The organism is Vibrio sp. E150_011 (assembly GCF_053544015.1).
This window is the reverse complement of the sequence record NZ_JBHFOL010000013.1, coordinates 86,390-104,301: the sequence shown is the minus strand read 5'-3', so window position 1 is coordinate 104,301 and position 17,912 is coordinate 86,390. Positions and strand designations below refer to the sequence as shown.

Here is a 17,912-nt window from a genome sequence, read left to right as displayed (position 1 = left end):
GACCATGCATTTTGATTCATTAAGTGACTTTTTTGCGATGGGCGGTTATGCAGGCTACGTTTGGAGCGCCTTTGGCATTACCTTTTTATCACTTTTTATTTTGCTTTTAACCAGTGTTTCACGCGGCAAGACCTTACTCAAAGAGGTTCAGGCTAAAGTAGACAGACAAGCGCGGATTGACGCGGCGAAAAATATGGAGAATACATTATGACCCCTAGGCGTAAGAAAAGGCTTGGAATTATCCTTGCTATCTTTATTGGCATCAGTGCCACCGTGGGACTCATTCTTTATGCGTTAAATCAGAATATGGACCTTTTTTACACACCAACGGAATTGGTAAACGGTAAAGATGATGGCTCTCTGCCAGAGGTTGGCCAGCGCTTGCGTATTGGCGGCATGGTCGTCGTAGGCTCAGTAAAACGAGACAATGAATCACTGCGTGTCAGTTTTGATCTGGCGGATGTCGGCCCGAAAGTGACGGTGGTTTACGATGGTATCCTTCCGGATCTATTCCGTGAAGGGCAAGGCATTGTGGCTCAAGGTGTGTTGGTCGATCCAACGACGATAGAAGCCTTTGAAGTATTAGCGAAGCATGATGAAGAATACATGCCTCCTGAAGTCGCCGAAGCGATGAAGAAAACTCATGCGCCACTCGAATATTCGTCTGAACAAAAACAAGGAAGCGGTCAATGATTGCTGAAATTGGGCATTTCGCCCTGATAGTGTCGCTGAGCCTTTCGGTTCTGCTCAGTATCTTGCCGCTTATTGGTGCCTCAAGAAACAACACCATGCTGATGAACACCGCAAGACCGTTGTCTTGGGGCATGTTCTTAATGTTGTTGATGTCATTTCTTATTCTGCTATGGGCTTTCTATAGTAACGACTTTACCCTGACTTATGTTGCCAGTAACTCCAATACCATGCTGCCTTGGTATTATCGGCTAACAGCGGTATGGGGCGCGCACGAAGGCTCGTTGCTGCTTTGGGTTTTAATCCAAGCAGGTTGGACTGTGGCCGTCGCGACCTTCAGTCGTGGCATGCCTCAAGAGTCGGTGTCGCGTGTTTTGGCTGTGATGGGTATGATAACCGTGGGCTTCCTACTGTTTATTATCGTCACGTCTAACCCGTTTTTGCGTACGCTGCCATTCTTCCCAGTTGATGGCCGTGACCTCAACCCGTTATTGCAAGATCCTGGCTTGATTATCCATCCGCCGATGTTGTACATGGGGTATGTTGGTTTCTCGGTTGCCTTCTCTTTCGCGATTGCTTCATTGATGACAGGCCGTTTGGATACGGCATGGGCAAGATGGTCCCGTCCTTGGACTACAGCGGCATGGGTTTTCCTAACGTTGGGTATCGCACTAGGTTCATGGTGGGCTTATTATGAACTTGGCTGGGGTGGCTGGTGGTTCTGGGATCCGGTTGAAAACGCCTCATTCATGCCTTGGCTAGCCGGTACGGCGCTCATGCACTCCCTTGCGGTCACTGAAAAACGCGGCACATTCAAAGCTTGGACCGTATTGCTTGCAATCTCTGCGTTCTCATTGAGCTTACTCGGTACGTTCTTAGTTCGTTCAGGTATTTTGGTTTCTGTACACGCGTTTGCTTCCGATCCATCGCGCGGTATGTTCATTTTGGGCTTCCTGGTCTTTGTGATTGGTGGGTCATTGCTATTGTTCGCCGTGAAAGGGGCCTCTGTTCGAGTTCGGGGTAACTTTGATTTAGTGTCGCGTGAAAATGCGCTGCTAGGTAACAATATTTTACTCATAGCCGCACTGGTTGTTGTGTTGATTGGTACATTGCTGCCGCTCGTCCATAAACAGATTGGTTTGGGTTCCGTGTCCATTGGTGCGCCATTCTTCAATATGTTGTTTACGTGGTTAATGGTGCCATTTGCGTTTTTGTTAGGTATCGGTCCTCTGGTTCGCTGGAAGCGTGATGACTTATCGAAGCTCATAAAACCGATGCTTATCTCTGGCGTGATCTCGCTAGCGTTCTCGGCATTAATGGTTATGTTGCTGGCCGAGTTTTTCACAGGTCTTGCGTTCCTTGGCTGGGTAATGGCCACGTGGATTGTCACGATGCACGGCTTTGAGCTCTATCAACGTGCGACTCACCGTCACAGCTTTATGGTGGGGGTAAGAAAACTCCCACGCAGCCATTGGGCTATGATCATGGCTCACTTAGGCATGGCGGTCACTGTGATTGGTATTGCAATGGTGCAGAACTATAGCGTAGAGCGTGACGTGCGTTTAGCGCCGGGTGAACACTACCAAATCAACGATTATGACTTTTACTTCAAAGGTCTACGTGATCATGACGGTCCTAACTATGATGGCTATATTGCTGATTTCGAAATCACAAAAGACGGTAAGTACATCAACACCTTACATGCTGAAAAGCGTTTCTATCGCACCGCGAAGTCTATGATGACCGAAGCGGCGATTGATCGCGGTATCACTCGTGATTTGTATATTGCGATGGGTGAGCAGCTTGATGATGGGCGTTCTTGGGCGATCCGTATCTACCACAAGCCGTTTGTTCGTTGGATTTGGTTAGGTGCGATATTCATGTCGATTGGTGGTGCCTTAGCCATTAGCGACAAGCGTTACCGCTTCCGTAAACCGTCAGCCGAAGAGGAGAAAGCGTAATGAACAAAAAGATACTGTTTATTCCGTTGGTTTTCTTTTTGGTGCTTGTTACTGTCTTTGCGGTTCAGTTGAGCCGCAATTCGGCAGGAGATGATCCGACCAAGCTAGAGTCCGTATTGTTGGGCAAACAGGTTCCAGAGTTTCGGCTTGAAGACTTAGTCGAACCTGGCAAGCTTTACGATCAATCTATCTTTAAAGGTGAGCCTCTTCTTCTTAATGTTTGGGCGACGTGGTGTCCAACGTGTTATGCCGAGCACCAATATCTAAACGAGTTGGCGGGAGATGGCGTTAAAATCATTGGACTTAATTACAAAGATCAGCGTAATAAAGCGGTTCAATGGCTGCAAGAGCTGGGCAACCCATACCTTATTAGTTTGTTTGATGGCGACGGTATGCTGGGTCTAGACCTTGGCGTTTATGGTGCACCGGAAACCTTCTTAATTGATGCGGATGGCGTGATTCGCTACCGCCATGTTGGCGATGTGAATGCTCGAAACTGGAGCGAAAAACTTCAGCCGATGTATCAAGAACTCCTGCAGGAGGCGAAACAATGAGAAAGTGGTTAATCGCTGGGATCTCTGCGCTCGTGCTGGCTTTTTCTGTTCAGGCCGCGATTGAGATCCATGAATTTGACTCGATGGAACAAGAGCTTCAATTCCAAGAGCTGAATCACACGCTTCGCTGTCCAAAGTGTCAGAACAATACTATTGGCGACTCAAATGCAGAATTGGCGCAAGATTTACGTCAAAAAGTGTATGAGATGACCAAAGACGGCAAGTCTAAGTCAGAGATCGTTGACTACATGATTGCTCGCTACGGCAATTTCGTGACCTACAATCCGCCACTGACTCTGGGCACCGCTATTCTATGGGCAGGGCCTTTGTCTGTTGTCCTGATTGGTTTTGGTATGATTATCTTGAGAAGTCGTAAAAGCAAAATCAAAAAAGCACGCACCAGTAACTGGAGTGATGAAAAAGAAGCGGAGCTTAACGCCTTGCTAGATGAAAAAAAGACAGGGGATAAGCAATAATGACACTATTTTGGATATCGACTGTCGCATTAGTCGTTGTTGCTTGCTTCATGTTAGCGATTCCACTGCGCAGTAAAAAAGTACATAACGATGAGCAGCTACGTGACGATCTCAACAAAGCGCTCTATAAAGACCGTTTAGGCGAGTTGGCGATCGAGACAGAAGAAGGCTTGGTTGAAAACGAACAAGACCTCATCTCTGATCTTAAGCAGTCTCTGCTTGATGACATCCCAAAAGAAGAGAAGCAGGACAAGTCGGCGATCTCTCCAATGACCGTACTTGTGCCGTCACTGATATTGATTGTTGGTATGAGTTATGGCCTGTACGCTGCCTTTGGTGGTGCGACAAAAGTGAAAGAGTGGCAAGACGTTTCCGCAAACCTGCCTGAGTTATCGAAGAAATTGATGGCAGGGTCTGCAGAGCCGATGACCGAAGAAGAAATGCAAGATTTGACTCTGGCACTTCGAACTCGCTTGCATTACCAAAAGAATGACTCTACTGGTTGGTTGTTACTCGGTCGTATTGCCTTGGCAAATCGTGATGTGACAACGGCAACAGATGCCATGGAAAATGCCTACCGTTTAACGCCAAAAGATGCTGATGTTCAGCTAGGGTTCGCTCAAGCGTTGATGATGTCGCAAGACGAAATGGATCAGAATCGCGCCCGTGGTTTGTTGACGGGGCTAATTCAAGAAGACTATGTTGATCTGCGTGTGTTCTCTTTGTTGGCCTTTGATGCGTTTGAACGCGAAGACTTTGCTGGTGCGGCTAAATATTGGGGCATTATGCAACAGTTGATTGGTCCTGATGATAGCCGTTACGAAATGCTGAGTCGCAGTATCGAGAGTGCGGAAGCGCGTCTTGGCGAAACGGAACACAAAACGGGGCAGGTCAGTGCAAACGCAGTTGCGGTGAATATTACCGTTTCACCAGAAATGTCTGCACGACCGACGTCGTTTTTGATTGTTTCGGCTCATACTGCCGACGGCGCGCCAATGCCGATAGCTGCCGCTCGTTACCCTGTGGGTACATTCCCTCGCACTGTCGTGTTGGATGATAAAGACAGCATGATGGAAGGCCGAAAGCTGTCTGACCTAGATGGTCTTATGATTCGTGCGCGAATTGATAGCGATGGCAACGTGTCTACCCGTGAGGGTGACTGGTATGGCGAGAGCCAACCGGGCAAGCTTGGTGATACGATTGAGGTGAATATCAATCAGCAATATTAACCAGTGCTAACGCTCGGTTACATTCATTAATAATCAATAATGATGAAATGATTGTTATTTAAATGCATCTTGATTGCGACTAAACCTAGAATGCTTGAATACTAGGATGTATACTCATTCAAAGTGGTACAGTAGCAATCTCGAGCATTATTTCTATAAATCATATGGTTATAGAAAGTAAAAACTAAAAAAACTCAGATTGCAGCGACTTATGGAAGAGGTTATGCAATCAGCATTAACCGGCAAAAAGCAGACACTTTTTGCCGTTTTTGTTTCTAGCGTATTTCTGTTTGGTTGTTCGTCGGCACCGGATGAAACAGCTCAATCGACTGACGTTGAAGAGACAACAGCACAGCAATTACAGCAATCAGAACCCAGTAATAATACTGCCGTGAGTTCTGAACCTGCCTTGGCATCGGACTCCGATCAGACGCCTAATCTCAACACGCCTTTAGAGACCAACACTGCCGATGAATCTGTCACAGATTCAGACATCTATGACCCCATTGAAGGCTTTAACCGTGTGATGTGGGATCTGAACTATGATTATCTCGATCCGTACTTTGTTCGCCCAGTATCATTGGCATACGTCAATTATACTCCTGATCCTGTGCGTCTTGGTGTACGTAACTTTCTAGCGAACTTAGATGAACCCTTCAGCGCCGTCAACAATGCGGTAATGGGTAATGGGGGCAAAGCTTTAGACCATTTTAATCGTTTTTGGATCAACAGTACCTTAGGGTTGCTAGGCTTTATTGATATTGCGTCAGCCGCTGGAATTGAAAAGCGAGATAAGAAAGAGTTTGGTGATGCGATTGGGCATTATGGTGTAGGGCACGGTCCTTATATTATGGTGCCGGGCTACGGCCCAACTACAGTGCGTTCTTTTGCTGATACCGTTGATGGCTTCTACCCGCCGATCTCATACCTTAACTTCTGGGCCAGTTTTGGTAAGTGGGCACTAGAAGGAATGGAGAAACGAGCATTGTTGGTGCCGCAAGAAGTCACACTTGAACAATCGCCGGATCCGTATGCACTCACTCGAGATATCTATATTCAACGTCAGGACTACAACGCCGAAGTGACAAATGATGAGGTGGACGAAGAGCAAGAAGCGTATATCGATGATTACTTAGACGATTTTGAATAGATTCACGATGACCAGATAAAGCGCCACTCTCAGAGTGGCGTTTTGATAAGCAAGATTCTAGATAAAGCTATACAGCAAAAGTGCTAGAAGAAAAGTGCTAGAAGAAAAGTTTATCATCCCAGCTAAGGCTGGGATCGACTTTCAGCGAGCCCCAGCCTTAGTTAGGTTCCTGCCTGCGCAGGAGTGACACGCTGTTAGGCATTGTGTTTACGTTGTTACCAATACTGAGATTATCGTGTCAGTAACAACGTATTTACGCAGTAAAATTAGAAACGGTAGTTGGCTTGAATGCCGGCAATCCATACATCACCAGAGATTTCGCCAGTGAATCCACCGTATAACATGTCCGCTAGGCCATCAGACGGAACTCGTGGCTCGTCAATCGTAGCCGTTCGCGCCATGATATAAGTCAAACCGCCATCAATGGTAAACTGCTTACTGAATGCGTAGCTTGCACCCGCACTAAGCCAGGTACGGTCGGTTTCTGGAATGGTAGTGGTACGGTACTTGTCGTCAACTGCTGACATGTCATAAGCGACCCCACCACGAAGCGTGACTTTTTTGTTTAGACTATACGTAGTACCAACCGCGAAACGATAACTGTCTTTCCAGTTCTCATCTTTAATTTCAGAACTAGAGCCGTCTGCAAATTCGGCGGTTAACTTGTCAAAACTACTCCATTGTGTCCAGTTAATGCTAGAGTGAATTGCCCATTTTGGCGTTAACTGGTGGAATGATGACAGTTCTGCTGTTGCAGGGAGAGCAATGCTGAGTTTTCCATCTTGTTTGCCACTAAAACTGAAGCCAGCGCCTTCACCATAGCCGTCAAAGTCCATCGTGACTTCAGATTTATAGGCAAAGCCAATACGGTTAGATTCATTAATCTGCCAAGCTGCCCCTAATTGGTAGCCCCATGATGAATCGGTACCTTCAACGTATTTAAGATAATCACCCTTGTCGATACCCGGAATACTGTTGTTCGGAGCGGTTGCGCCAATTTTACCTTCGCCGGTGATAAAGCGAATACCACCGCCAACACTCACGGTATCCGTTACTTTGTAACCAAGACTTGTCACCGCTTCTATAGTCATTACTTTCGCTTCGTTGCCATATTGAGTTGCGCCGAAATTGCTGTCTAACTCGGTTTCCATGCCGTAGTTAGAGCTTAACGCTAAACCAACAAAGTACCGGTCATTGAGTTGGTGAGAGAGATACAGGTTAGGTACTGGTGCACTATGAGCAATGTCTTTCGCTTCTGTGTATCCTGTGTCAGCTGTTCCCTTAACATCAATATTCGGTTCAACATACAACACGCCGCCAGAAACCTGTGTGCCTTCTAGGTAAGTCAGCATGGCAGGATTACGCCATTGTGCACTGGCATTATCTGCCATCGCTGCTTCACCAGCGTATGCACGGCCTAGGCCCGTCGCTGAATACTCAGCAAGCTGGAAGCCTGCGGCAGACACTTGCGTAGAAGAAAGTAAACCTAGCACCACTGCTATGGAAAGGGGAGTACGTGTTGATATTGTCATTATTATTCGCTCAATGCATTTCTATTTTGAGCGGCGATTGTATTTTTAGAGCAAATGCTTTAACACTTATTTATTACAAAAGGCGCATTTTTGGAGTTAAATGCTTTGAATTTATATAATTTGGGAGATATATGTTACTTGTTATGAGGTTGTTTCAGTTTTTCAGCGAACACATGTAACTTAATATGAAGGGCAGGTTTGACCAGTTATGTAAATAGCGCGGCTTTTGGGTGTTTGGATGGGGTAACTTGATGTAAATTTTGGGCACAAAAAAGGGCCGGATAACCGGCCCTTTCAACAAAAGTGCTACGCTTTCAACTGGCTAGCAATTAGAAGCTATAGCTGTATTGGATACCTGCTAGGATAGCATTAGCCTGTGTGGTTGCTGTAAGCATTGTTCCAAGCGCAGGATCTAATGTTTCTTGAACATCAACCTCTTTGCCCATTAGGTAAGTGATACCAAAGTCAACCGTGTGGTGTTGTTTGAAGTGGTAACCAAAACCTGCAGACAACCATTGGCGATCAGAGTCAGGAACTGAAATTGAAGTTAGTTTGTCTTGTGCCGCTGTGTCGTACATATAACCAGCACGTAAAGTCCACTCGTCATTCAAGTAATACGTACCGCCAAGAGCTGCGTGGTAGCCATCTTTCCATTCGTAATCTTTAACGGTAACGTTATTATTGGTTACGATTTTGTCAAATGCACTCCAACCAATCCATTGTAAGCTATAGTGAACGGCGAACTTGGTATCTTGAATTTTGTGGTAACCAGAAAACTCAACCATGCTTGGAAGTGGCAATTTTATGCTGTCAGCATCGGGGTCACCAGAGTAAATCACAGTGCCATTCGCTTCAATTTCCGGACTGTAATGATAAGAAAGACCAAATCTATTGTCTTCATTAAGTTCGAACACGGTACCGAGGTTGAAGCCAACACCAACACCGTCAGCTTCGATATCCACAGCTGTGTTTAAGCTGCCAGGAAATCCAGTTTCACGTATTAGTTTGCCACTACCTTGTACTATATCGATGCCGCCACCAAAGCTCCATTGCTCGTTTAAACGGTATGAAGCGCTCAATGCATAGTTGATGCTAGAGATCTCTGTAGTCCCACCAAAAACTGAAGCTGCTGGGATACCGTTTATTAATGAGCCGCTACCCGCCCCAAAACTGTCATCAAAATTGTTGTTTGTACCAAAATTTGAATAGATTCCTGCACCTAATGCCCATTGTTCGTTAAGGCGGTGAACATAGTAAATGTTTGGGACAGGAGTTCCGCTGCTATTATTTTGATCAGCTATTGGACCTGTAACATAGTCTATATCTTTGACATCAATACTTGTTTTAATGTAGTTCACACCACCGGAGAATTGGTGTGAGTCAAACAATGCCATGGCAGCTGAGTTACGAGCCATAACCGACGCGTTATCAGCGATAACCGCATCACCAGCAAAAGCACGACCTAAGCCGGTTGCAGATTGAGCGTTAAGTTGGAAGCCAGCAGCTGCGACTTGCTGCGAAGCAAGTGTGAGTGATGACACGGCCACTGCTACTAGTGTTTTCTTATACAGACGCGAAGTTGTCATTTATATACATCCTTTATGTAATCGCCTCTATGGGCGTTATTGAATTGAGTTAATACTCAATTTTGGGGCTGATCCTAATCGGTAGTATAGGCAATAGAAATCAGACCAGTAGTAAAAAAGAAGTGAAAAGTATATAAATGATGAGTATCTGACAGGAAAAGTATCGAAAATGTCTATTTTTAGAGTTTGTACTCTAGTTATTGGTGCGTGTTGACAAAATTTGCATACAAAAAAGGCTTCATGATGAAATGAAGCCTTTTGGACGAATTAAGCCGCAGGATCGAGTATTTCTTTTATACTTTCGCCGATCTTAGAAAAGTCTTCGCCTTTCTCTCCGACTAAGATAAAGCTTGCGTCACCGATCGGTTCAACCAGCCCTGACATACCGTCTTTATCGAAAAGGTTCGCTTGTTCACTGGGTATTTTTGTAAGGAAAAGTGTCACTTTTCCCTTCTCCCCTTGGAAAACCATGTGCATCGCATTTGCGTCACCAAAGCCACAGTGATTAAGATAGTACACGTGGTAAGGGAATTGTTGACCAATCTGATAAGCAAACGGCAGCAGCTTCGCGTTGATCTGTGCTTCTGACACATTTTCATCGAGTGGGTCAATAAAGCCCATTTCGTTATGAACGTGTTCAATCGCGGTGTCACTCATCGAGGCATGAGCTGGTGCGACAATAGCGCCTCCCCAATTTACCTGACCCACCGCAAGGCCAAAGGCGAATGCGATGGATGCGGCGAGCGACATGGCGCGTTTGCTGAAGTTCACTTTTACCACGTTGGTGCTTGATTGATTAAACAGTATTTTATCGGCTAAGTCATCGGGAACATCGACCTTCATGGCTTGTTCGATACGCGCATCCAGCGACAGGATGTCATCCATAAACTTAGCATTGGCGTCGTTATTCTGAATAGCTTCCAGCAGCTCAGTATCTCTCGCCTTCGGTTCGGACATAATGCGACGACGGAATTCTAATTCATCCATTTTGTTGCCCCCTTGGTGATGCGCTAGACTCCATCATATCTTTGAGCTGGTTCCTGGCTCTAAACAGTCGGGTCATGACGGTATTTTTGTTTAAATCGAGTATGTCACCAATCTCTTCGCCACTAAAGCCAGCCACGACTTGTAAAAAAAGCGGTTCGCGATACTCAACATCGAGTTTCATTATCTGGGCGTGAAGCCACTCTTGTTGATGGTGCGGGTCATCAGATACCTTGGCCTCGTTGCCAAAATCATCGATATCCACGAGATCGAACTGCTTGCGCTCAAAGCGTCTTGCATTTTCACGTCGTAGTATCGTGATTAGCCACGATTTTGCTGCCTTTTCGTCTTGGAGGCTATCTAAAGATTTCCAAGCGCGGAGGCAGGTTTCTTGAACCAAGTCTTCCGCAATGCTCTTGTCTTTACATAACCAATAAGCATATCGGAACAGGTCACGATGATAGGCACGTACAAGTGCTTCGTATTTTCTTTGTTTATCCATATCTAAGTTGACCGGACTATCTGAAAATTTATTTCGAATTTTTTTTATCACTGACACAGGAGCCCCCGTTTTTGCTCTGTGATTGGCATTTTTTGTTACATAAGGCCAGTAAAGTCACTCAAAATTGATCTACTGCAAATTTTATAAACGCGAAATCGTTATATTAGTTTCTGTCATCTCGTTGGTTTTTCGAAACCGACATGTTGAGCAAGATGACACTTCCTTTTGAAGGCTGACTTTACTTTCTCCTAATCAGGAAACTGATTATTTTCAATTGGCGCAAGTTAATTGCTTTATACATTCCGACCACACAATTGATTGTGTGGTTTTTTTTTACCTGTCATTTACTTTTCTACGGCACTTTTTTTGGGTGACAATCGTTCGCCAGCGACTTTTAAATGAGGCGCGACGCCATAGATGTTTTTTATACGCTGTTCGCTAACTTACTTTTAAATAACATAAAACCTACTGCTATTCTCACCCAATTGAACGAAATCTCATATTCAATTTTGGTCGACCCTATCACGTTATTCAATAAAGACTCGAAATTTTATCAAACGAACGTTTTAAATCTTTAACATCTTCGTTACAATGTTGTGGTCAGACCTCTTATTGAAAGGATAAACTATGAGCAATCAGGATGTGAGGAAGCTCGACCTTACCACACGCAATGGTGAGCGAATCGCCATTGTTGCAGGGCTTCGTACTCCCTTCGCAAAACAAAGCACAGAATTCGGGCAGGTGCCTGCCGTTGATTTAGGTAAAATGGTTGTTGCAGAAATGATGGCAAGAACTGATATCGACCCTAAATTGGTACAGCAAGTCGTCTTTGGCCAAGTGGTGCAAATGCCAGAAGCGCCGAACATTGCTCGCGAGATCGTGCTAGGTACAGGAATGGACATCCACACTGATGCTTACAGTGTCACCCGCGCATGTGCCACGAGTTTCCAAGCGGCAGCGAACGTCTGCGAAAGCATCATGTCGGGAACGATTGATGTGGGAATAGCTGGTGGCGCCGATTCTTCTTCAGTCCTGCCTATTGGGGTATCTAAAACACTGGCGGCGAATTTGCTTGCGCTAAGCAAGACCAAAACTGTCGGACAAAAGCTGAGTATTCTAAAGAAGCTCTCTCTTAAAGATTTGATGCCCGTTCCCCCTGCTGTCGCTGAATATTCAACGGGTCAGTCAATGGGGCAAACCGCGGAACAAATGGCCAAGTCATACGGCATTACTCGTCTCGAGCAAGATGAACTCGCACACCGGTCGCATAGCTTGGCGTCGCAAGCCTGGAAAGACGGCAAGGTGAGAGATGAGGTGATGACCGCTTTCCCCGAACCGTATCGAAAGTATTTAGACGAAGATAACAACATTCGTCATGACTCATCGCTGGCCGGTTATGCAAAGCTGCGCCCAGCATTTGATCGCCAATACGGAACCGTGACGGCCGCGAACAGTACGCCGCTTACCGATGGTGCGGCGGCTATTATGATGATGCGCGAAGGCCGAGCAAAAGAGTTGGGCTTGGAGATAAAAGGTTACATACGTTCTTATGCGTTTTCTGCGATAGGTGTACAAAAAGATATGCTAATGGGGCCATCGTATGCGACCCCAATGGCACTTGATCGCGCGGGTATCTCGTTATCGGACCTAACGCTTATCGATATGCACGAAGCCTTTGCAGCGCAAGCGTTGTCGAACGTGAAAATGTTTGGCAGTGATAAGTTTGCTAAAGAGATGCTGGGGCGCGACAAAGCGATCGGCGAAATCGATATGGATAAATTTAACGTGCTTGGTGGTTCTATTGCCTACGGTCACCCGTTTGCGGCGACGGGAGCACGAATGATTACCCAAACTCTTAATGAGCTACAAAGACGTGGCGGTGGATTGGCGTTGAATACCGCTTGTGCGGCTGGTGGTCTTGGTGCAGCGATGATTTTGGAGGTGGAATAATGAGTGATCAAAAAGCATTTCAGCTAACAGTAGATGAGCAAAACATTGCTTGGTTAAGTATTGATGTACCAAACGAAAAGATGAACACGCTGCAAGCGGCATTCGCTGACGAGATGGCGGATGTGTTTGGTCAACTCGATGCACAGAAGTCGTCCCTTAAAGGCTTGATCCTACATTCTTTAAAACCCGATAATTTTGTCGCTGGCGCAGACGTTCGTATGTTGGCGGCTTGCACGTCCGCTGATGAGGCGCAAAGCCTTGCGGCAAAAGGACAAGAGATGTTTGGCCGACTGGCTGGCATGCCGTTTCCTGTGGTTGCTGCGATACATGGTCCTTGTCTAGGCGGGGGGCTAGAGCTAGCCTTGGCTTGTGATTACCGTGTATGTACGGACGCTGGGATTACTAAGTTGGGACTGCCTGAGGTTCAACTTGGCTTGTTGCCAGGTTCCGGCGGCACGCAGCGCCTGCCTCGATTGATTGGCTTATTGCCATCATTAGATTTGATCCTTACCGGCAAGCAACTTCGCGCTAAGAAAGCTAAGAAATTAGGTGTTGTTGACGCCATGGTGCCAGAAACCATCTTGCTGGATGTGGCTAAGCAGTTCTTAGACAAAGGTAAAAAGCGCAAAACGAAAAAACTGTCTAATAAAGAACTCGTCATGGCTGGCACAGGACTTGGGCGAAAAGTGATCTTTGACCAAGCCGCGAAGAAGACCCATGCTAAAACTCGTGGTAATTACCCAGCGGCTGATGCCATCCTTGCCGTCATTCGTTACGGCCTAGAAAAAGGCATGGCGAAAGGGTTGGAATACGAGGCTAAACGCTTTGGTGAGTTGGTTATGAGCTCCGAATCTAAAGCGTTACGCTCTATCTTCTTTGCAACGACAGAAATGAAGAAAGAATTGGGTCGTGATGCTCAACCTAAAACGGTGAAAAATGCCGTGGTCTTAGGTGGGGGGTTGATGGGCGCAGGCATTACTCACGTCACGGTGAGCAAGGCTAAGGCGTCGGTGCGAATCAAAGATGTGGCGAATGAAGGCGTACTTAATGCCTTAAGCTACAACTACAAGCTGTATGAGAAAAAGCGTAAGCGCCGCATTATATCTAAAGCGGAATTGCAATCACAGATGCTACAAATGGCAGGAGGCACGGACTTTACCGGCTTCGATCAAGCCGATGTTGTGGTGGAAGCGGTCTTTGAAGATTTGGCGCTTAAACAGCAGATGGTAAAAGATGTCGAAACTCATGCGCGTCCAGATACTATTTTTGCCACCAATACGTCGTCGCTGCCTATTCGTCAGATTGCCGAACAAGCACAACGGCCTGAGAATGTGGTGGGGCTGCATTATTTCAGCCCTGCCGATAAGATGCCACTGGTTGAGGTTATCCCACATGACACCACCTCTGATGAGGCAGTAGCAACCGCGGTTAGCTTAGCGAAGAAGCAAGGTAAAACCCCCATAGTGGTTAAAGACCAGGCGGGTTTCTACGTGAACCGAATCTTGGCGCCTTACATGAATGAAGCCGCCAACGTCCTTTTGGCTAATGAGCCGATTGAAGCCCTAGATAAAGCATTGCTTAACTTTGGCTTTCCTGTTGGGCCTATTACGCTTCTCGACGAGGTTGGGGTTGATATCGGCGCAAAAATTATGCCTATTTTGGTTGCAGAATTGGGCGAGCGATTCCAAGGGCCGGATGTCTTTGACAAGCTGTTGAATGATGGCCGCAAAGGCAGAAAATCGGGCAAAGGCTTTTATACCTATAAAGGTAAGAAAAAGTCAGTCGATAGCTCAGTTTATAGTGTGCTAGGGCTGAAACCGGAAGCGAAGTCGTCAGAAAAAGAGATGGCATTGCGTTGTGTATTACCGATGTTGAATGAGGCGGTTCGTTGTTTAGATGAAGGCATCATTCAAAGCCCAAGAGATGGCGATATTGGCGCAATCTTCGGGATTGGTTTCCCGCCGTTCCTTGGTGGACCGTTCCACTATATGGATACGCTCGGTATCACTAAGGTGGTTGAGATGATGAACGAACACGCGCAAAAACATGGTGACCGATTTGCACCGTGTGATGGCTTGCTGACTCGAGCGGGTCTAAACGAGACGTTCTACTAACGCTTGTCATTCGTTTACCGTGTTAGATGAAATGGAAAGCCATCCCTAGGGATGGCTTTTATTGTTTGTGGTTAATAGACCACGCTAACCTAAATCCGTATCTTTTGGTCGTAGCTGAAATTCATCGATGGAGCCAATCTCGAGCCCGACGTTTAAGCGAGGTGCGTCAAGGTGTGCTTTTCCTAAGCTATGCATGATCAAACGATTGGCAGTACGTGGCTTAAGCTCGTTAACCACAAAGCGAATCATATCGGCTCGAGTCAGGTTTTTGAGCTGCTCTAACACTTTTTCGCGCTGATCAAAATTTGTGTCCTTGTTACCAATGGCCACCCATAAGCGCTGTGCTCGTCCTCTTAGTGTCGTGTCGGGCGTCGATATTTGATTCCATAAGCCTTTTTTACTGCTATGCCATTGGTAATCATCGAGCTCAAACAGCACCATATAAAACGCATTTAAGAATTCGTCAATCGAACGAATGAGTTCACCTGGCGCGGCTTTGGGAGATTGCACATAGAGTACAATCCCAGGATGGCGATTAAGAGGCATGTTGCCGGTACCGACCATATACCCTAACTGCTGCTTAGTGCGAATCTCATGAAAGAAAGTCGCGGACATTAAGTGGTTGGCAAGCGTGTACAGTGCAATGCTACGTGGCGAAATATCATCACATTGATAATAAACTACGATAGCGGAGTCTTCTTGGTCACAAAACATCTCTCGTTGGAAGCTGCCGTTTTTGCCCAACATGACGAGTGGTCTCAGGCTCTCTTCATATTGCTGGTCAGCAAGGCGAAGTGCATCTTTTAACGTGGTCGCAATATCGATAGCACCTTGACGCTGCCAATCGCCATAGACAAACATGTCGATGTGGAGTTCTGATAAGATCGACTGAACAAATGATGGCAGTTCGTCTACATCGATGGTTTCAAGTGCCTCGATCAACACAGGGTAGGGTGGATTGTTAGGTTGTAAAATACCGCTCATTTGGTTGAACAACTGAGAGATGGGACGGTCTTTAGAGGCATTTTTCCAGCTGCGTAATAGCTGCGCCTTGATACTTTCGTAACGGGCCTGATTAAACTCGCGAGTCGCAAAGCGCTGCAGGATCATGTTGAGCAGCTGTGGTTGTTTCTTGCTAAAGCCAGAAATAGACAGAGTGACACCACCTTGGTGTGCGTACATATCATAGTTCAGGCCAGCAACCTCAGCCTCGTAGGTTTCTTCTGAGAGTGAATCAAGGAACATTTCAACACAAAGGCGAGTTTTAACGATATTTCGTGGTGTGCTTACTGAGTGTGGGCTATCAATGGCAATAAAAACCACACCCTTTGGCACGTTAAATTCGCTGTCTTGAAGGTGCCATAGACGAAAGCCATCAAGCTCTTCCAATAATACCGGGTATTCACCGCTGGATTCGGCTGGGTAGCTGCTCAAATCATAAATGATGAACGGGTTTTTTTCTGGCAATGAGAAAGGCAGATCCTGTGGGAGTGTGGACTCTGCTTCAACAAATAATGCACGCTGCTCATCGGAGAAGCGCTCGACGGAATAGGGGGTAAAATACCACTCGGCTTCTTTATCAAAATGTTGCTCTTTCGCGACAAGCGTTACCTTGAGATTGTTTGTTGTCAGTTGTTCGCCAAAATGACGAATGAGCGTTTCGTCGTACGCTGCCATCTTGTAGTCGCCGTACATGATGTCTTCAACTTGATAATTCTGCATGTTCATGACGAGGTGGCTGACCACATCCAGAGGACGCGCTGGCTCTTGAAATTGAAATGCCGACTCTAATACTGCGCGTTTTTCAAGATAACGCCACTCTTGCATCCCATCCGTCTTGATAAGCGAGATATACTGGAATACCGATTGTATGATGTCGTCGGTGTGGTTGAGCCCTTCTTGAGTCAGTGTCATACCAACGGAAAACTCACGAAAGTTACTGCCTGATGCGCCGCCACCTGCGGAGAGTGACGTGATCCAGCCTTTGTTTTTTAAAAACAACATCAAGCTGCCACTGCCTTCATGGCCTAATAAATTGGCAAAATAAGACAAGGGTTTGCTGTGATAGTACTGATTGGTCTCTGCCATTGGGAATGCGAGGGTCAATCGACGGATTTCTTTGATGGGTTCCACTCGAACCACGACACCGGTATTTTCTGGCGTCATGTAGGGCGTTTCAACCCGTTTTCCTGCGCGTTGTTGATTAGTGACGGACCTGAATTTATCTTCAACCCATTGTTGGAGTTCATCTAGGTCATGCGGACCGATGAGTGCAAGAGTCATGAGATCCGCCGAGTACTCTTGTTGGTGGAAGTGTAAGATCTCATCTCGGATTGACTTGCCGTTTCGGTCGCTTAGCGTATCGAGATTGCCGACAGAGAACTTGGCGAAAGGGTGCGCTTGGTTGACGGTTTCTTTTTGTACTTGATATAAACGTCGGCCGTCATCGTGAAGTTTGAGTTTGTATTCTGAATCGACGGCTTGTCGTTCTTTATCTAACGCTTCTTCGTTAAATAAGGGCGCAGAAAAGAACTGGCTAAAGCGGTCAAGCCCTCGTTCAAAAGCGTTGGGGTAGATGTCAAAGAAGAAACAAGAATGCTCGGTGCCTGTCCAAGCATTATTGGAACCACCGTGTTGGCTAACAAAGGATTGAAATTCTCCCACTTTAGGGTATTTTTCAGTCCCGAGGAACAGCATATGCTCTAGATAATGGGCGAGACCTTCTCGATCGTCGGGGTCATCGAAGTGACCGACGTTCACGGCGAGCGCCACCGCCGATTTTTGAGCGTGTTGATCGTTAATCAGCAAGACCCGCATCGCGTTATCGAGGGTAAGGGTACGATAGGAACGGTTATCGTTAGGACTTAGATGCACTTATCTTCTCCAGATTAAGCGAAAGCTTGGACGGGCATACCAAGCATCTGGCAAAAAACGCGTCGTCTCATGGGTAACTCTAGTGTTCTCATAAATGCTACTAACAGTTGTTGCCAAATATTCATTAAACTCACTGAGTAGAATAATTATGACGGTTAATAAGAGACACGCAAAAATAAAGTTACAATTTTTCTTAGTTTACTCATTAAATTGTTAAGAAAGTCGACGCCTTTAGCAAGTCAATTGATATAATTAATTTTTTATTCTTGAGTAATGGTCATATAGAGTCCTTTAAACATACTTTGGGCTC

The 17,912-nt window shown here is 46.1% G+C and carries 14 protein-coding genes; 9 read left to right on the top strand and 5 right to left on the bottom strand.

The window, feature by feature from the left end; genetic code table 11:
- Positions 1 to 4 precede the first annotated feature (4 nt).
- From ccmD to ACE1OE_RS17800, 7 genes are all read left to right on the top strand, one after another.
- A complete protein-coding gene (gene ccmD / locus ACE1OE_RS17830; RefSeq protein ID WP_102467739.1) occupies positions 5 to 211 on the top strand; it encodes a heme exporter protein CcmD in 207 nt (68 codons plus the stop codon).
- A complete protein-coding gene (gene ccmE / locus ACE1OE_RS17825; protein ID WP_102467659.1) occupies positions 208 to 693 on the top strand; it encodes a cytochrome c maturation protein CcmE in 486 nt (161 codons plus the stop codon). Before ccmD ends, ccmE begins: the two co-directional genes overlap by 4 nt.
- Entirely contained in the window at positions 690 to 2,651 is a 1,962-nt protein-coding gene (locus ACE1OE_RS17820) for a heme lyase CcmF/NrfE family subunit (RefSeq protein WP_102467660.1), read from the top strand. The genes ccmE and ACE1OE_RS17820 overlap by 4 nt, the downstream gene beginning before the upstream one ends.
- Positions 2,651 to 3,205 (top strand): DsbE family thiol:disulfide interchange protein, encoded by a 555-nt coding sequence (locus ACE1OE_RS17815; protein WP_449211847.1) that lies wholly within the window; start codon positions 2,651 to 2,653, stop codon positions 3,203 to 3,205. Before ACE1OE_RS17820 ends, ACE1OE_RS17815 begins: the two co-directional genes overlap by 1 nt.
- Positions 3,202 to 3,681, top strand: a complete 480-nt coding sequence (locus ACE1OE_RS17810; protein WP_372060749.1) for a cytochrome c-type biogenesis protein — start codon at positions 3,202 to 3,204, stop codon at positions 3,679 to 3,681. Before ACE1OE_RS17815 ends, ACE1OE_RS17810 begins: the two co-directional genes overlap by 4 nt.
- Positions 3,681 to 4,910 (top strand): c-type cytochrome biogenesis protein CcmI, encoded by a 1,230-nt coding sequence (gene ccmI, locus ACE1OE_RS17805; protein ID WP_449211846.1) that lies wholly within the window; start codon positions 3,681 to 3,683, stop codon positions 4,908 to 4,910. Before ACE1OE_RS17810 ends, ccmI begins: the two co-directional genes overlap by 1 nt.
- Before the next feature lie 223 nt (positions 4,911 to 5,133).
- Positions 5,134 to 6,060 (top strand): MlaA family lipoprotein, encoded by a 927-nt coding sequence (locus ACE1OE_RS17800; protein ID WP_449211845.1) that lies wholly within the window; start codon positions 5,134 to 5,136, stop codon positions 6,058 to 6,060.
- A 266-nt stretch (positions 6,061 to 6,326) separates the two neighbouring features.
- Here the strand turns inward: ACE1OE_RS17800 and ACE1OE_RS17795 are convergent, their stop codons facing one another.
- The 4 genes from ACE1OE_RS17795 to ACE1OE_RS17780 all read right to left on the bottom strand — a co-directional run bounded on the left by ACE1OE_RS17795 (position 6,327) and on the right by ACE1OE_RS17780 (position 10,664).
- Positions 6,327 to 7,592 carry an outer membrane protein transport protein gene (locus tag ACE1OE_RS17795; protein WP_449211844.1) on the bottom strand — a complete coding sequence of 422 codons (1,266 nt, stop codon included), beginning with the start codon at positions 7,590 to 7,592 and terminating at the stop codon, positions 6,327 to 6,329.
- 329 nt (positions 7,593 to 7,921) lie between these two features.
- Complete coding sequence (locus ACE1OE_RS17790) at positions 7,922 to 9,178, bottom strand: outer membrane protein transport protein (RefSeq protein ID WP_449211843.1); 1,257 nt, start codon at positions 9,176 to 9,178, stop codon at positions 7,922 to 7,924.
- Positions 9,179 to 9,445: 267 nt separating this feature from the next.
- Entirely contained in the window at positions 9,446 to 10,165 is a 720-nt protein-coding gene (locus ACE1OE_RS17785; protein WP_449211842.1) for a DUF3379 domain-containing protein, read from the bottom strand.
- Entirely contained in the window at positions 10,158 to 10,664 is a 507-nt protein-coding gene (locus tag ACE1OE_RS17780; protein WP_241903118.1) for a sigma-70 family RNA polymerase sigma factor, read from the bottom strand. The genes ACE1OE_RS17785 and ACE1OE_RS17780 overlap by 8 nt, the downstream gene beginning before the upstream one ends.
- Positions 10,665 to 11,291: 627 nt before the next feature.
- On the opposite strand from ACE1OE_RS17780, the gene fadI reads away from it, so the two are divergent.
- Positions 11,292 to 12,614 (top strand): acetyl-CoA C-acyltransferase FadI, encoded by a 1,323-nt coding sequence (gene fadI / locus ACE1OE_RS17775; RefSeq protein WP_102467669.1) that lies wholly within the window; start codon positions 11,292 to 11,294, stop codon positions 12,612 to 12,614.
- On the top strand, positions 12,614 to 14,728 hold the full coding sequence (gene fadJ / locus ACE1OE_RS17770) for a fatty acid oxidation complex subunit alpha FadJ (protein WP_102467670.1): 2,115 nt from the start codon (positions 12,614 to 12,616) through the stop codon (positions 14,726 to 14,728). Before fadI ends, fadJ begins: the two co-directional genes overlap by 1 nt.
- 84 nt (positions 14,729 to 14,812) lie before the next feature.
- On the opposite strand, the gene ACE1OE_RS17765 is transcribed toward fadJ, so the two are convergent.
- Positions 14,813 to 17,602, bottom strand: coding sequence for an insulinase family protein (locus ACE1OE_RS17765; protein ID WP_449211841.1), 2,790 nt, complete (start codon positions 17,600 to 17,602; stop codon positions 14,813 to 14,815).
- Positions 17,603 to 17,912 lie beyond the last annotated feature (310 nt).

Excerpts from the sequence above, each read along its gene's own strand:
- fadJ (WP_102467670.1), top strand. The coding sequence starts at position 12,614 with ATGAGTGATCAAAAAGCATTTCAGCTAACAGTAGATGAGCAAAACATT.
- ACE1OE_RS17780 (WP_241903118.1), bottom strand. The coding sequence starts at position 10,664 with ATGGATAAACAAAGAAAATACGAAGCACTTGTACGTGCCTATCATCGT.
- ACE1OE_RS17790 (WP_449211843.1), bottom strand. The coding sequence starts at position 9,178 with ATGACAACTTCGCGTCTGTATAAGAAAACACTAGTAGCAGTGGCCGTG.
- ccmE (WP_102467659.1), top strand. The coding sequence starts at position 208 with ATGACCCCTAGGCGTAAGAAAAGGCTTGGAATTATCCTTGCTATCTTT.
- ACE1OE_RS17785 (WP_449211842.1), bottom strand. The coding sequence starts at position 10,165 with ATGGATGAATTAGAATTCCGTCGTCGCATTATGTCCGAACCGAAGGCG.
- ccmD (WP_102467739.1), top strand. The coding sequence starts at position 5 with ATGCATTTTGATTCATTAAGTGACTTTTTTGCGATGGGCGGTTATGCA.
- ACE1OE_RS17815 (WP_449211847.1), top strand. The coding sequence starts at position 2,651 with ATGAACAAAAAGATACTGTTTATTCCGTTGGTTTTCTTTTTGGTGCTT.
- fadI (WP_102467669.1), top strand. The coding sequence starts at position 11,292 with ATGAGCAATCAGGATGTGAGGAAGCTCGACCTTACCACACGCAATGGT.
- ACE1OE_RS17820 (WP_102467660.1), top strand. The coding sequence starts at position 690 with ATGATTGCTGAAATTGGGCATTTCGCCCTGATAGTGTCGCTGAGCCTT.
- ACE1OE_RS17810 (WP_372060749.1), top strand. The coding sequence starts at position 3,202 with ATGAGAAAGTGGTTAATCGCTGGGATCTCTGCGCTCGTGCTGGCTTTT.
- ACE1OE_RS17800 (WP_449211845.1), top strand. The coding sequence starts at position 5,134 with ATGCAATCAGCATTAACCGGCAAAAAGCAGACACTTTTTGCCGTTTTT.
- ccmI (WP_449211846.1), top strand. The coding sequence starts at position 3,681 with ATGACACTATTTTGGATATCGACTGTCGCATTAGTCGTTGTTGCTTGC.
- ACE1OE_RS17795 (WP_449211844.1), bottom strand. The coding sequence starts at position 7,592 with ATGACAATATCAACACGTACTCCCCTTTCCATAGCAGTGGTGCTAGGT.